The sequence below is a fragment of the Nonomuraea sp. B19D2 genome, from assembly GCF_040137845.1.
Taxonomy (GTDB): domain Bacteria; phylum Actinomycetota; class Actinomycetes; order Streptosporangiales; family Streptosporangiaceae; genus Nonomuraea.
In genome coordinates, this window is sequence record NZ_JBEFAK010000007.1 from 12,798 (window position 1) to 25,349 (window position 12,552).

Below are 12,552 nucleotides of genomic sequence, written 5' to 3' on the forward strand. Positions count from 1 at the left end.
GGGATCCGTGCAGGAGTACCGCCGGCTGCTCGACCAACATGGGGTGACGTGGGGTGAGGAACTGATCCCCTACGTGGGAGAGGTGCGCACGAGCGCCTACCTCATGAACGGCTACGACTACTGGGCCGCCTGCTTCCGCCAGCTCGGCGGGGCGCGCCGTGACATGGACGCGCGGATGGGCGAGCTCGACCTGGACCGCGTGGTGCGAGACGCGCTGGGCGGCGACGTCCTGGACAACCTGGCGGCTTTACGCCTCACTCCCGAAGGCGCCCGGCTGGAGGGCAGGCCGCTGGCCGTGCTCGACGACACGCCGCTCCAGACCACGCTGCTGCTGGACTCCAGCACGGCAGAGGAGGTCACCGTGCTGGTCGACGGCGTCGCGCACGTCGTTCCACCGGGCGGCGCCAAGTTGGTGGCGATCACCAGCGCCAGCACGGTGATCGCCGGGCAACGCATCGATCTGGCCGGGCTCGCCAGGCGGGCGCCCGCGGCCCGCGTGCGGCTGCGCGCCGGGTTCCCGTGCCGGTGGACCGTCACCAGCAAGGACGGACAGGGCTGGTATCCACCGGGTGCCGTTCGCGCGCTGGACGCCCACCGGAGACCGTATTTCCACGGCGACGACCTGGTGGTCGACGTCCCCGCCGAGCGCCTCACGATCTCCGTGACGCGCGGCATGGAGTACGGCTCCGCCACGGTGGAGGTGTCGCCCGCACCGGGAGAGGAACTGACCGTGGAACTGACGCCCGAACGTGTCTACGACGCGGCCGCCCGCGGCTGGTACGGCGGCGACCTGCACGTCCACCTCAACTGGATGGGCGACGAGCCGGCGACCCCGGACCGGGCCGCCGCCGCGCAGCTCGGCGAGGACCTGCACGTGCTGAACCTGGTCGCGGGCAACGTGGCGGGCGAGCGGGTCTACGACCGCGAACTGCTGGAGGAGTGGGCCGGGCGGGACCTGCCGTGGTCGGACGAGCGGCACGTCGCCCGGTTCGGCGTGGAATACCGCAACGACCTGCTCGGGCACTTCACCGCCTTCGGCCTCACCGGCATGCCCACGCGCTTCCACAGCGGCTTCGGCGACAGTCCGGACACGCATCCCAACAGCGCACCGCTGGCGGAGCTGCGCGGCCTGGGCGCGCTCACCGGCTACGGCCACCCGTTCCACACCGATCTGAGCGACACCGACCCTCCGGAGAAGGTCGTCGCCGCCGGCCGTAACTGCTCGGCCAGGGAGATCGTGGTGGACGCGGCACTCGGCCTGATCGACGCCCTGGACGTGCTCAATCACTCCTCCATCCAGGCGACTGCCGTGGTCTATCGCCGGCTCGTCGGAGCCGGCAACCGGCTGGCGTTGACCGCCGGCACCGACGCGGTCCTGTCCATCACCCGGCGCGGCACCGCGTCCAGCCCGCCGGGCTGGGAGCGGGTGTACGCGCGAGTCGACGGGCCGCTGACCGCGGACTCCTTCGCCGAGGCCGTACGGCGCGGCCGCACGTTCGCCACCACGGGACCCTGGCTCGAGCTCGACGTCGGCGGACACCAGCCGGGCGACACGATACGGGCGGCCGAGGGCGACACCATCGTGATCACCGCGCGGACCCTCGGCCCCGAGGTGGAGTGGCTCCAGATCAGGACCGCCGACGGCGTCATCGCGGAGGGCGGTCCACACCTGCTCACCGCCGAGCTCACCGTGCGCGAACCGACCTACGTGGTGGCTGTGGCGGGAGGCGGGCCACATCCCCGGTCCCTGCATCCCGCGGGCGTCTACGCGCACACCAGCCCGGTGTACGTCGGAGACCACGTGGCCAGGCGGGCCGACGTCGAGTGGTGCTTGCGCTGGCTGGACCTCCTGGAGCCGCTGCTGGAAGCGGACGGCAAGTTCAGCTCGGCCGCGCAGCGCGCCGCCCACCGGGATCTGCATGAGCAGGCCCGCGAGGTCTACGAGCTCAGGCTCGCGCACATGAGCGCGTCCTAGCCGAAGTGGGCGCGGGTCTCGGCGAAGGCCTGGTCCGTGCCCTCCAGGGCCTTCGCCACGTCCGCCTCCGTGTGCGCGGCCGACATGAACCAGTTGTGCCACGGGTGCAGGTAGACCCCGTGCCGCAGGCAGGCGTCGCTCCAGTACATCGCGACGGAGAGGTCGGCGTCCCCGTCGAAGCTGAGCCACGGGATCGTCACCGGTCCCGTCTGGTTCACCACGAACCCGTGGGACTTGGCCTGCGCGTACAGCCCCTCGCGGAGCTGCGTGCCGGCCCGCTCCATGGCCCCGATGCCGTCCGTGTCGCGCAGGGTCTCGATGGTCGCCTTGGCCGCCGCCATGGCGACCGCCGAGAACCAGAACGAGCCCGTGGAATACAGCGTCTGCGCCGGTCCGCGCAGCGCGTCCGTGCCGGTGACGGCCGCGATGGGGTGGCCGTTGGCCATGGCCTTCGACCAGGCCGTCAGGTCGGGGCGTACCCCGTAGGGCTCCCAGGAGCCGCGCAGGTCGATCCGGAACCCCGCCCGCACGTCGTCGATCACCAGCGCCGCCCCGAGCCGGTCGGCCAGCGCGCGGGCGCCGCGCGCGAAGACAGGCTCCACCAGCTCCTGGTCCTCGAACGAGTCGTGCTTGAACGGCGTCACGATGATCGCCGCCACGTCCCCCTCCACGGTCGCCGCCGCGGCCTCCAGCGACTCCAGGGAGTTGTACGTGAACTCCACCAGGTCCGCCCGTTCGTTGGGCGTCGTGCCCGACAGGGACGGCGTGCACCAGGGGTCCGCCCCGTGATAGGCCCCATGGGCCATCAGCACCTTGGTCCGGCCGGTGGCGGCCCTGGCGACCATGAGCGCCTGGGTGGTGGCGTCGGTGCCGTTCTTGGAGAACATCGCCCAATCGGCGCTGGGCACGGTGTCCACGAGCAGCTCGGCCAGCTCCACCATGATCGGGCCCGGGCCGTTGAGGCAGTCGCCGAGCGCCGCCTGCCTGGCGGCGGCCTCCTCCACGCGCGGGTGCCGGTGTCCGAGCACGACCGGGCCCCAGCTGCACATGAAGTCGATGTACTCGCGACCGTCCACGTCCCACTGCCGGCAGCCCTCGCCACGTTCGAAGAACTGCGGGAAGCCCGGGGCGAAGAGCGCGGCGTTGAGGTGCCCGTACATGCCGCCGGGGACGACCTTCGAGGCCCGCCGGCGGAGTTCTGCGTCGGTCATCCGAGGATCCTTAGAGTCGAGTCGAGGTCGGTGAGGCCGGCGTCCGAGCCGAGCCCCGTGGCGACGCGGGCGGCGGCGGCCGTGCCCCAGTGGGCCGCGGTCAGCACGTCCTGCCCGTGCAGGAGCCCCGTCAGGAAGCCGGCGCAGTACGCGTCTCCGCAGCCGGTCGTGTCCGAGACGTCCGTCTTGATGGCGGGCACCGGCTCCGTGCCATCGGGAGTGACCACGAGGCTGCCCGACGCGCCGAGCGTGACCAGCACGCCGCGCGGCCCGTCCGCCAGCAGCGCCTGAGCGGCCTCCTGGACGTCGGAGCAGCCGGTCATGAGCAGCGCCTGCGACTCGTTCGGCAGCACGTAGTCCACGTGTGGCAGAAAAGCGCGGGCCATTCCCAATAAATCAGGCATCTCCGAAAGGAGATCCATCGTGATGATGGTGCCCGCGGCCCGTACCGAGTCCAGGAGTGCGAAGAACGCCGGGTCGCCCAGGCCGAACGTGACGTCCATCCCGCCCAGGTGGATCGCCCGCACGCCGCGCAGCAGCTCGGCGTCGAGGTCCGCGTACGTCACCGTGAGGTTCGCCCCGGGCACGTGGAAGCTGGGCCGCCCGCCGTCCGGCCTGATGGGCAGGATCGAGGCGGCCGTCTGCTCGCCCGCCCTGCGCACGAGACGTGAGGCGTCCACGCCGCGCTTGGTGAGCACCGCGACCAGGAAGTCGCCCAGCTCGTCGTCGCCGATCGCGCCCATGGTGACCACGGAGTTGCCCAGCTTGACCAGGTCGACGGCCGTTCCGGCGGCGGCGCCCGCGGCGGTGAGGCGGATCTGGTCCACCAGCACGGTGTCCTGGCCCTGGGGAATGTGATCGACGGGCCTGGTGAGGATGTCGACGATGTGGACGCCGACGGTGACGACGGTCATAGTCTAAATAGACAGACGTCCGAATAAAAAGTCAATGGAGGAGCCGATGCCCAAGATCGTCGATCACGACGAGCGCAGGCGCGAGGTCCTGTCAGCCGCCCGCCGGGTGATCGTCAGGGACGGCATCGACGCCGCCACCACGCGGGCCATCGCCAAGGAGGCCGGATACTCCAACGGCGTGCTCGCCCACTATTTCGCCGACAAGGACGAGATCCTGCTGTCGGCGCTGCGCCAGTCGCACCAGCGCATCCGAGACCGGCTCACCACCAAGATCGAGGGCGTGACCGGGCTGGCCGCGCTGCGCGAGCTGCTGCTGGACAACCTGCCGCTCGACGCGGAACGCACCCAGGAGACCCGGCTGGAGGTCAGCTTCTGGAGCCGCAGCCTGGCCTCGGAGCGCCTGGCCGAGGTGCAGCGCACGGAGGCGGGCGAGCTGCGCGCCGCCGTACGCGACCTGCTGGGGCAGGCCCGCGCGGCCGGCGAGCTCAGCACGGACGACAACCTCGACGACCTGACCGAGCACCTCCTCGCCCTGGTGGACGGCCTCAGCCTGCACCTGCTCCTCTATCCGGGGCGGCTCAAGCGCGTCGACATCGAGCGCCTCATGCTCCGGGCGCTCGACCGGCTATGAATTGCTGTAATTCGGACGACCGACTACATTCCAAGCGCATGAGCCTGCGCGAGCAGTTGTGCGAGTACGGCCGCCGCGCCGTCGAGCTGGGCCTGGTCATCGGCACGTCGGGCAACCTGAGCGTGCGCCAGGGGGAACTGGTCGCGGTCACGCCCTCGGGGGTGGCGCTCGACCGGCTGACCCCGGAGATGTGCCCCATCGTGGACGTCGCGGGTCACCTCGTGGAAGGCGAGCTCCAGCCGTCCAGCGAGACCCCCATGCACCTGACCGTCTACGAGACCACGGACGCCCAGGCCATCGTGCACACGCACTCGGTGTTCGGGACGGTCGTGGCCACCACCATGACCGAGCTGCCGCCCGTGCACTACAACGCGCTGCTGCTCGGCGGCACGGTCAAGGTAGCCGCGTACGCCACCTACGGCACCCCCGAGCTGGCCGCCAACGTGCGGGCGGCGATGGAGGGCAAGCGGGCCGCCCTCATGGCCAACCACGGCGGGGTGACCATCGGGGCGACGATGGAGGAGGCGTTCGAGGCCACCCGGCTGCTGGAGTGGCTGTGCGAGGTGTACGTGCGGGGGCTCAGCGTCGGCAAACCGACCGTGCTCACCGACGAGCAGCTCAACGCGGTGGTCGAGCGCGCGCTGAACCCTCCCACGTTCCCGCGCCGGTTATGACAGCGCCACCCGCTCGGCCAGCCCCAGGGGCAGGCCGCCCGATCCGGCGATCCGGTCGTGGAACTCCTTGAGCGACCCCTTGAACGACTGCCGGATGCGGTCGATCTCGATCGCGCCCGTGAGGTAGGAGGGCGCCTGCGTGGGCCAGGCGCAGTAGCGGTTCACCTCGCCCTGGGCCGTGCCGGGAGACAGCGACGCCTTGCTCGCCATGAACGTCTCCGCCTCCTCGATCGACATGTCCTCGCAGTGCAGCGCCGTGTCCACGACGATCCTGGCGGCACGGAAGATCCGGCAGTCCAGGTGGGCCAGCTCGGTGGCCGGGGTGTCGAAGTAGCCCTGCTCGTGCAGGAGCTTCTCGACGTACAGGGCCCAGCCCTCCGCGAAGTACGGGGTGCGGAAGACCTTCCTGACGGTACGGGGGTTGCCCGCCATGTACGACAGGTGCCAGTGATGCCCCGGGTAGGCCTCGTGCACGGCGATCGAGGGCATCTGGGCCCGTGAGTTCGTCCGCAGCCGCTGGCGTACCTGCTCTGGGGTGAAGTCGTCAGGCGTGTAGGGGACGAAGAAGACGCCCTTGCGCGAGGCGCTCAGCGGGGGCGGCGCGAGGTAGTGGGCGACGGACAGGATCGGGCGGGTGTACTCGGCCGAGGGGAGCACGTCGCACTCCTCGCCCTCGGCGAACGTGACCAGGTCCCGCTCCCGCACGAACTCCCTGGCCCGCCGGGTCTCCGCCGCGTACTCGGCCCGCATGTCGGCCAACGTCGGCGGATGGTCGTCCATGAGGAACTCCATGGCCGCCCGCCAGTCCGCGCTGCCGTTGACCTTGACCGCCACCTCGCGCATCCGCGCGTCCAGCTCGGCCCATGCGGCCTTGCCCTTCTCGTGCAGCTCGGCGGCGCCGTACCCGAGCAGCTCCTTCTCGCGCAGCAACGTGGAGTAGAGCCGCTCGCCCATCCGCCAGGTGCCGCCGCACTGGAAGCCCTCGAGGAACGTGACAATTTCGTCGAACGCTCGCGCGGCCGGCTCGGCGGCCTCGGCCAGCCTGGCGGCGAGCTCGGGGTCCTCGACCATCGACGGGACCGTACGGGTGAGGAAGTTGCGGCCGGTGCGCGCCTGGCCGAGCCCGCGCTTGATCAGCAGCGGCGCGGCGAGCTCGGGGTCCAGGTTGGCCTGGCAGGCGGCCAGCACGCCGGGCACCTCGGCCAGCCGGGAGACGGCCGACGACACCAGCTCCGGCTCCGGCTTGAGCCGCCGCTGGAACGGCGTGTACATCGAGGCGAAGATCGCCGAGAGGTAGACGGCGGGGTCGCGCCGCCATTCGGGCCAGGACGCGAGCGCGATGGAGCCTCTCAGGTGTGAGAGGACCAGTTCCTTGTCGATCGCGTCATCCAGGGACGTCGTCTGGACGCTCGAGAGGTGTTCGAGCCAGCGGACCTCCTCCCGTGCGCGGGCGGTCCATGCGGAGGCGGTGAAGTCGCCGAGGGTGTGGTCGTAACCGTCGGCCCCTAATGAGGCGGCCACGACGGGACGGTCGGAAAAGTACCACTTGAGAAACTCGTCCACCGATGCACCATATCCTGTGCAAATGCCCCTGCAGATCACCGGCGCGCTAGGCGACCCTGACCTGATCCGCCTCCCCTGGGAGGTCCCCCTGCAAGACTGGCCGGAGTACCACCTCGTCGATCTGCCGCGCGGCATCTCCCGCCACGTGGTCCGGTTCGCGCGGCTGTCCGGCAAGGTGTACGCGATCAAGGAGATCAGCGAGCGTTACGCCAAGCGGGAGTACCAGTTGCTGTGGGATCTCGCCCGTCTCGACGCCCCCGCCGTGGAGCCGGTCGCGTACGTCACCGGCCGCGAGGACGGGCTGGACGCGGCGCTGATCACCAGGCACCTGCAGTTCTCGCTTCCCTACCGGGCGGTCATGTCGGGCACGCTGCGGCCCGACACGCTCACCAGGCTGCTGGACGCGCTGGCCGTGCTGCTGGTGCGGCTGCATCTGAACGGGTTCTACTGGGGTGACTGCTCGCTGTCCAACACGCTGTTCCGCAGGGACGCGGGGGCGTTCGCGGCCTACCTCGTGGACGCCGAGACCGGTGAGATGCACCCGATGATCAGCGAGGGCCAGCGGCTGGCCGACATCGACGCGGCGCACACGAACATCTTCGGCGAGATGCTCGATCTGGAGGCCGGCGGGCTGCTGCACCCGTCCATCGATCCCATGGACACCGCCGAGGACGTCGTCGCCCGCTACCACCGCCTGTGGGACGAGATCACCCAGAGCGAGATCATCGACGAGGTCGACTGGCACCGGGTGGAGCAGCGGATCCGGCGGCTGAACCTGCTCGGCTTCGACGTGGCCGAGATGATGGTGCGGCGCAAGGTCGGCACCGGGCGGCTCATCGTCCGGCCCAAGGTCGTGGACGCCGGGCACCACCAGCGGCGGCTGCTCCGGCTGACCGGCCTCGACGTGGAGGAGAACCAGGCGCGGCGGCTGCTCAACGACCTCGACGGGTTCCGGGTGGCCAAGGGGCTGCGGCACGAGGACGAGGCCATCGTGGCGCACCGGTGGCTGGCGGAGGTGTTCCAGCCGACCGTCGATGCCATTCCCGTGGAGCTGCGCGGGAAGCTGGAGCCCGCGCAGCTCTTCCACGAGATACTCGATCACCGCTGGTACCTGTCGGAGGAGCAGGGCTCCGACGTGGGGCTGGCCACGGCCGTGAAGTCGTACGTGGACAACGTGCTCGTGCACAAGCCCGACGAGAAGGCGCTCCTCCCGGACGAACCGCCTCAGTAGGCCACCGTGATGCGCTTGCGCAGGTGGGCCCCGTTCTCCAGCTCGTCCGCGACGGCGACCGCGTAGTCCTCGGCCGAGATGAAGCTGCGGCCCTCGGCGTCGGCCAGCAGCGTGTCGCCGCCGATGCGGTAGACACCGGTACGCTCACCCGGCGCGATCTCGGCGGCCGGCGAGATGTACGTCCAGTCGAGGTCCGCGACGTCCCGGTAGAGGCCGAGGGCGGATCTCTGGGCCAGGGCCTCCTTTTTGTAGAGCTCCGGGAAGCCGGGCGTGTCGACCAGGTCCTGGCCGGGCCCGACCTTGAGACTGCCGGCGCCGCCCACGACGATCAGCCGGCGCACCCCGGCCGCCCGCACACCGTCGATGAGGGCGCGGTTGGCGTCGAGGAACGGCGGCTCGGGCTCGGTGCCGTCACGCGGCGGGGCGATGGCGGAGACGACGGCGTCGTGGCCCTTGGCCAGCGTGGCGGCGTCGTGGACGTCGCCCTTGACCGGGCCCTTGCGGCTGACGGCGGTCACCTGGTGGCCGCGGCTGGTCAGTTCTGCGGCGATGCGCTGACCGATCATGCCGGTCGCGCCAAAGAGCAGGATCTTCATGTGCGTCAGAGTATCCATCGGATACTGGTTACTTCATCGTGCTATAAGTACCTTATGGATACCGGCGATGTCTTCGACCCTAACTGTCCGACGCGAGTGGTTTTGGATCGGATTGGCGACAAGTGGTCGGTGCTGGTGCTCCTCAGCCTCACCGAAGGGCCGATGCGCTTCACCCAGCTCAGGGCACGCATCGGCGGGGTCACGCCGAAGGTGCTGACGCAGACGTTGCGGGCCATGGAGCAGGACGGGCTGGTGACGCGGGAGGTGTTCGCGGAGGTGCCGCCGCGCGTGGAGTACGAGCTGACCCCGCTCGGGCGGTCGCTGCGCGATCCTGTCTCGGTGGTGGCTTCGTGGGCCGAGGAGCACGTGGGCGAAATCCTCCGCTATCGCACCCAATCCGTCTGAACCGCCCGGTAATGCTCCCTACATTCCGGACATGGGGTGAGTGGTGACACCGCCGCAACAAGGGAGAACGGATGGGAGTCGATCCCGAGGCCGAAGCGGCGGAGTTCACTGAGGCGTTCCGGGCGGTCGGGCTGGACGCCGAGGTGAAGAAGGCCCCGGTGCCGCCGGAGATGGTGGGCGAGCTGGTCGGCCCGATCATGGACGGAAAGTTCCCGCCCGGCACGGGCGTGACCAGATCGCAGCGAGAGAACTGCCCTTCCGCCTGGTGCGGCACGGTCTCCATCCCCGTCCACTTCAAGGGAAAGGTCGTCTTCGGGATCGGCCGACCGGCGGCGCCAGGGGAGCGCTACGCCACCTCGGCCCTGATCTCCCCGCCTCCCGACGGCGGGCCCATCGACGGCTACAAGGCTCGCGGCAGGAGTGTCGCCGAGGTCAGGGCCGACATGGAGCGGCTCGGGTTGAAGATCACTTACGTGGTGATGTGGGTCAGCGCCGACGGCAGCGGTGAGGGATACCACGTGGACGACGCGTACATCAAGGACGACTGGACCGTCGAGACTGCTCGCAAGACCGCGTCCGACGCTGTCTGGGTGTATATCGAAGCCGGTCCCGGGGTGCCGCTGAACTCGCTGCCCAGAGCCGCCCCGCTCGAGGGCCCCGACTGGTGGAAGCACTGAACCTGCTCTGCTGTCCTCGCCCCCGTCTACGATGCTTTCGTCTGATCCCGGGAAGCCGCAGGCGGGGGAGCACGGCAAGATCATGAGGCATTCCTTGGGCCTTCGGTAACGTGACGCCATGGACAAGAATCTGCCCGAATGGCGGCGCGAGGGTGACGAGATCCGGCGCACGGTCACCGCGCCCGACTTCCCCACCGCCATCCGCATCGTCGACGAGATCGCGGTGCAGGCCGAGGAGCTCAACCACCACCCCGACATCGACATCCGCTGGCGTACCCTCCATCTGACCCTCACCACCCACGACAAGGGCGGTCTCACCGACCTCGACTTCACGCTGGCCGCGATCATCGACGACATCGCGGCGAAACATGGCGCCTGAGCGCGAATACGAACCGTAGTAGGTCGATTACTCGTTAGAGTGGGTGCCCTCCCGGAGCCCGCAGTGCCGTCAGGGCTCGAACCATGGAGGGTTTCATGCGCATGCCCGCACTCCTGCTCGCCATGCTCACCACAGCCTGCGCGGGGCCGCCCGCCTCGGTCCACGGTTTCGCGGGCGCCAGCGAAGTCCCGCCGACCGGGGAGGTCAAACTGTCCGGTGGGGGCGAGTTCAGCACCTCCGACACCTCCGCCATCGCCTACGATCGCAAGCTGGTCCCGCAGGGCGCCCAGGCGAGCGTCACCGTCGAGTCGTCCGGCAACAAGACCCGCACCGCTCTCGTGGTCGAGGGCCTGCTGCCGAACCACCACTACGGAGTCCATCTCCACACCAAGCCCTGCGGTGCCAAGCCCGACGATTCCGGGCCCCACTACCAGCACCGTCGCGGCGAGATCAGCCCGAGCAGCGAGGTCTGGCTCGACGTGACCACGAACGGCGACGGCGGAGGCCGCTCGACCGCGCGCAACGACTGGGCCCTCGACCCGCTCAACCCGCCCGGCTCGCTCGTCCTCCACTCCCAGCCCACCAAGACCTCGGGCCCGGAGGTGGGCACGGCCGGGGTTCGCGTGGCCTGCCTGACCCTGAAAAAGGTGCCCTGACCGCCAGAACCGGGCATAATTACACAATTACATAGCGAAGTCAGGAGTAGTCGTGACCCAGTGGCAGCCCCCCAGATTACGGCTGTTCGAAGACGTGCACCGCCGGGCGACCTGGCTGGAGCTACTCTACGACCTCGTCTTCGTCGTGGCCGTCGCCGAGCTGGCCGACGTGCTCACCGAGAGCCTGCCGGCGTTCGTGGGCCTGTTCGTGCCGGTCTGGTGGGCCTGGGCGGGATACGTCTTCTACGCCAACAGGTTCGACACCGACGACGTCAGTCACCGGCTGCTCGCGTTGCCGCAGATCCTGGCCGTGGCGACGATGGCGGCCAGCGTTGGCGACATCGGCCAGCGTTCCGGGCTTTTCGCCATCTCGTACGCCGTGGCCAGGGTGCTGCTCGTCGTGGCCTATGTCCGCGCCGGCCGTCACGTTCCCGAGGCCAGGCCGCTGACGACCCACTACGCCGTCGGGTTCACGGTGGCCGGGCTCATCTGGCTGGCCTCGCTGGCCGTCGAGCCGCCCCAGCGTTACGCGTTCTGGGCCGTCGCGGCCGTGATCGACCTCGCCACGCCCCTCCTGGGGAGGCGTCACCAGGGCAAGCTGCCGCCGCAGACCGAGCACCTGCCGGAGCGCTTCGGCCTGTTCGTGGTGATCGTGCTGGGCGAGGTGGTGGCGGCGGTCGTCGTCGGGCTGAAGGGCCACGACGTCACGCCGGGCACGCTGCTGATCGCCCTGGCGGGAGTGGCGATCGCGATGGGGTTCTGGTGGTCGTACTTCGGCCACATCGACGAGTCCGTCGTGCTGCGTACCCGGCTGGCCGGTCAGGTGTGGGTCTATTCGCACCTGCCGCTCTCGCTCGGCCTGGTGGCGTTCGGGATCGGGATCGAGCACGCGATCGAGCACCCGGCCTCGACGAGCTGGTCCGTCGGGCTGCCCGCCGCCCTGGTGCTCGCCGTGCTCGGCCTGCAGCACCTGTGCTCGTCCGACCGGCGCACGGGCACGATCCGCCTCGCCGCGGCGGCGCTCACGCTCGCCACCTCGGCGCTTCCGATCGTGGCCGCGCTCCCGCTCATCCTCCTCTACGCTGCGGCGCAAGTGACGTACGACCTGATCAACCGCCCCCAGCCGGAAGGTGCCGCATGACCGCCCAGGACCTGTTCGACCGCCAGCTCGCCGCCATCGCCGACCGCGACCTGGAGGCCCTGCTGAGCCAGTACCACGACGACGCCACGGTTGTCCGCTTCGACCGCGTCGCCCGGGGGCACGCCGAGATCAAGGACCTGTTCACCGCGTACTTCTCGGCGGAGCCCCGGGTCGACGAGATCGTCTCGGCGCGGACGACCGACGACGTGATCTTCTACAACGCCCTGATGACGATCAACGGGAACCGCGTCACCACGTACGGCACCCTGGTGATCAGGGACGGCAAGATCTGGCGCCAGACGGCGGCCGCCATGCCGCTCACCTGATCGCCGCCGCCATCGGCCGCCACGGCGCCGCGTCGAAGATCAGCATGATCGTGGTGATCTTGCCGTCGTGCAGCCTGAACGTGCTCGTCGGCCCTCCTGGGCGCTCAGGGGTGTCGACGAGCCCGGTCGCGTTCCTCGAGCTCACGCCCGCCGACTGGGCCAGCTCTCCGATC

Annotated in this window: 15 protein-coding genes; 10 read left to right on the plus strand and 5 right to left on the minus strand. The window is 70.0% G+C overall.

Annotated features, from left to right (window positions below; all coding sequences use genetic code 11):
* The first annotated feature begins 7 nt into the window (after window positions 1-7).
* On the plus strand, window positions 8-1,975 hold the full coding sequence (locus tag ABN273_RS14990) for a CehA/McbA family metallohydrolase (RefSeq protein ID WP_349449381.1): 1,968 nt from the start codon (window positions 8-10) through the stop codon (window positions 1,973-1,975).
* Here ABN273_RS14990 and ABN273_RS14995 read toward each other — a convergent pair.
* Window positions 1,972-3,186, minus strand: coding sequence for an aminotransferase class III-fold pyridoxal phosphate-dependent enzyme (locus tag ABN273_RS14995; protein WP_349449382.1), 1,215 nt, complete (start codon window positions 3,184-3,186; stop codon window positions 1,972-1,974). The two genes, ABN273_RS14990 and ABN273_RS14995, sit on opposite strands and share 4 nt — an antisense overlap.
* Window positions 3,183-4,100 carry a carbohydrate kinase family protein gene (locus ABN273_RS15000; protein WP_349449383.1) on the minus strand — a complete coding sequence of 306 codons (918 nt, stop codon included), beginning with the start codon at window positions 4,098-4,100 and terminating at the stop codon, window positions 3,183-3,185. The genes ABN273_RS14995 and ABN273_RS15000 overlap by 4 nt, the downstream gene beginning before the upstream one ends.
* A gap of 46 nt (window positions 4,101-4,146) precedes the next feature.
* Here ABN273_RS15000 and ABN273_RS15005 point away from each other — a divergent pair, with 46 nt between their 5' ends.
* Window positions 4,147-4,731: a TetR/AcrR family transcriptional regulator gene (locus ABN273_RS15005; RefSeq protein WP_349449384.1), complete on the plus strand. Its 585-nt coding sequence runs from the start codon at window positions 4,147-4,149 to the stop codon at window positions 4,729-4,731.
* A 38-nt stretch (window positions 4,732-4,769) separates the two neighbouring features.
* Window positions 4,770-5,405, plus strand: a complete 636-nt coding sequence (locus ABN273_RS15010; protein WP_349449385.1) for a class II aldolase/adducin family protein — start codon at window positions 4,770-4,772, stop codon at window positions 5,403-5,405.
* On the opposite strand, the gene ABN273_RS15015 is transcribed toward ABN273_RS15010, so the two are convergent.
* Window positions 5,400-6,968 carry a DUF885 domain-containing protein gene (locus ABN273_RS15015; protein WP_349449386.1) on the minus strand — a complete coding sequence of 523 codons (1,569 nt, stop codon included), beginning with the start codon at window positions 6,966-6,968 and terminating at the stop codon, window positions 5,400-5,402. The genes ABN273_RS15010 and ABN273_RS15015 overlap by 6 nt on opposite strands.
* A gap of 22 nt (window positions 6,969-6,990) precedes the next feature.
* Here ABN273_RS15015 and ABN273_RS15020 point away from each other — a divergent pair, with 22 nt between their 5' ends.
* On the plus strand, window positions 6,991-8,199 hold the full coding sequence (locus ABN273_RS15020) for a DUF4032 domain-containing protein (protein WP_349449387.1): 1,209 nt from the start codon (window positions 6,991-6,993) through the stop codon (window positions 8,197-8,199).
* Here the strand turns inward: ABN273_RS15020 and ABN273_RS15025 are convergent.
* The gene (locus ABN273_RS15025; protein WP_349449388.1) at window positions 8,193-8,795 is read right to left on the minus strand and encodes an NAD(P)-dependent oxidoreductase; all 603 of its coding nucleotides are present in this window, start codon (window positions 8,793-8,795) and stop codon (window positions 8,193-8,195) included. The genes ABN273_RS15020 and ABN273_RS15025 overlap by 7 nt on opposite strands.
* A gap of 96 nt (window positions 8,796-8,891) precedes the next feature.
* Between ABN273_RS15025 and ABN273_RS15030 the strand changes: the two genes are divergently transcribed.
* The 6 genes from ABN273_RS15030 to ABN273_RS15055 all read left to right on the plus strand — a co-directional run bounded on the left by ABN273_RS15030 (window position 8,892) and on the right by ABN273_RS15055 (window position 12,379).
* On the plus strand, window positions 8,892-9,200 hold the full coding sequence (locus tag ABN273_RS15030) for a winged helix-turn-helix transcriptional regulator (RefSeq protein WP_349449389.1): 309 nt from the start codon (window positions 8,892-8,894) through the stop codon (window positions 9,198-9,200).
* 71 nt (window positions 9,201-9,271) lie between these two features.
* On the plus strand, window positions 9,272-9,877 hold the full coding sequence (locus ABN273_RS15035) for a hypothetical protein (protein WP_349449390.1): 606 nt from the start codon (window positions 9,272-9,274) through the stop codon (window positions 9,875-9,877).
* A 118-nt stretch (window positions 9,878-9,995) separates the two neighbouring features.
* Window positions 9,996-10,256, plus strand: coding sequence for a 4a-hydroxytetrahydrobiopterin dehydratase (locus ABN273_RS15040; protein WP_349449391.1), 261 nt, complete (start codon window positions 9,996-9,998; stop codon window positions 10,254-10,256).
* A 95-nt stretch (window positions 10,257-10,351) separates the two neighbouring features.
* The gene (locus tag ABN273_RS15045) at window positions 10,352-10,912 is read left to right on the plus strand and encodes a hypothetical protein (protein WP_349449392.1); all 561 of its coding nucleotides are present in this window, start codon (window positions 10,352-10,354) and stop codon (window positions 10,910-10,912) included.
* Between the two features lie 52 nt (window positions 10,913-10,964).
* Window positions 10,965-12,053, plus strand: coding sequence for a low temperature requirement protein A (locus tag ABN273_RS15050; RefSeq protein ID WP_349449393.1), 1,089 nt, complete (start codon window positions 10,965-10,967; stop codon window positions 12,051-12,053).
* Window positions 12,050-12,379, plus strand: coding sequence for a nuclear transport factor 2 family protein (locus ABN273_RS15055; protein WP_349449394.1), 330 nt, complete (start codon window positions 12,050-12,052; stop codon window positions 12,377-12,379). Before ABN273_RS15050 ends, ABN273_RS15055 begins: the two co-directional genes overlap by 4 nt.
* Here the strand turns inward: ABN273_RS15055 and ABN273_RS15060 are convergent.
* On the minus strand, window positions 12,372-12,524 hold the full coding sequence (locus tag ABN273_RS15060; protein WP_349449395.1) for a hypothetical protein: 153 nt from the start codon (window positions 12,522-12,524) through the stop codon (window positions 12,372-12,374). The genes ABN273_RS15055 and ABN273_RS15060 overlap by 8 nt on opposite strands.
* Window positions 12,525-12,552: the final 28 nt, after the last annotated feature.

Coding starts and splice junctions, on each gene's coding strand:
- ABN273_RS14995 (WP_349449382.1), bottom strand. CDS start 3,186: ATGACCGACGCAGAACTCCGCCGGCGGGCCTCGAAGGTCGTCCCCGGC.
- ABN273_RS15000 (WP_349449383.1), bottom strand. CDS start 4,100: ATGACCGTCGTCACCGTCGGCGTCCACATCGTCGACATCCTCACCAGG.
- ABN273_RS15005 (WP_349449384.1), top strand. CDS start 4,147: ATGCCCAAGATCGTCGATCACGACGAGCGCAGGCGCGAGGTCCTGTCA.
- ABN273_RS15010 (WP_349449385.1), top strand. CDS start 4,770: ATGAGCCTGCGCGAGCAGTTGTGCGAGTACGGCCGCCGCGCCGTCGAG.
- ABN273_RS15020 (WP_349449387.1), top strand. CDS start 6,991: ATGCCCCTGCAGATCACCGGCGCGCTAGGCGACCCTGACCTGATCCGC.
- ABN273_RS15025 (WP_349449388.1), bottom strand. CDS start 8,795: ATGAAGATCCTGCTCTTTGGCGCGACCGGCATGATCGGTCAGCGCATC.
- ABN273_RS15035 (WP_349449390.1), top strand. CDS start 9,272: ATGGGAGTCGATCCCGAGGCCGAAGCGGCGGAGTTCACTGAGGCGTTC.
- ABN273_RS15040 (WP_349449391.1), top strand. CDS start 9,996: ATGGACAAGAATCTGCCCGAATGGCGGCGCGAGGGTGACGAGATCCGG.
- ABN273_RS15045 (WP_349449392.1), top strand. CDS start 10,352: ATGCGCATGCCCGCACTCCTGCTCGCCATGCTCACCACAGCCTGCGCG.
- ABN273_RS15055 (WP_349449394.1), top strand. CDS start 12,050: ATGACCGCCCAGGACCTGTTCGACCGCCAGCTCGCCGCCATCGCCGAC.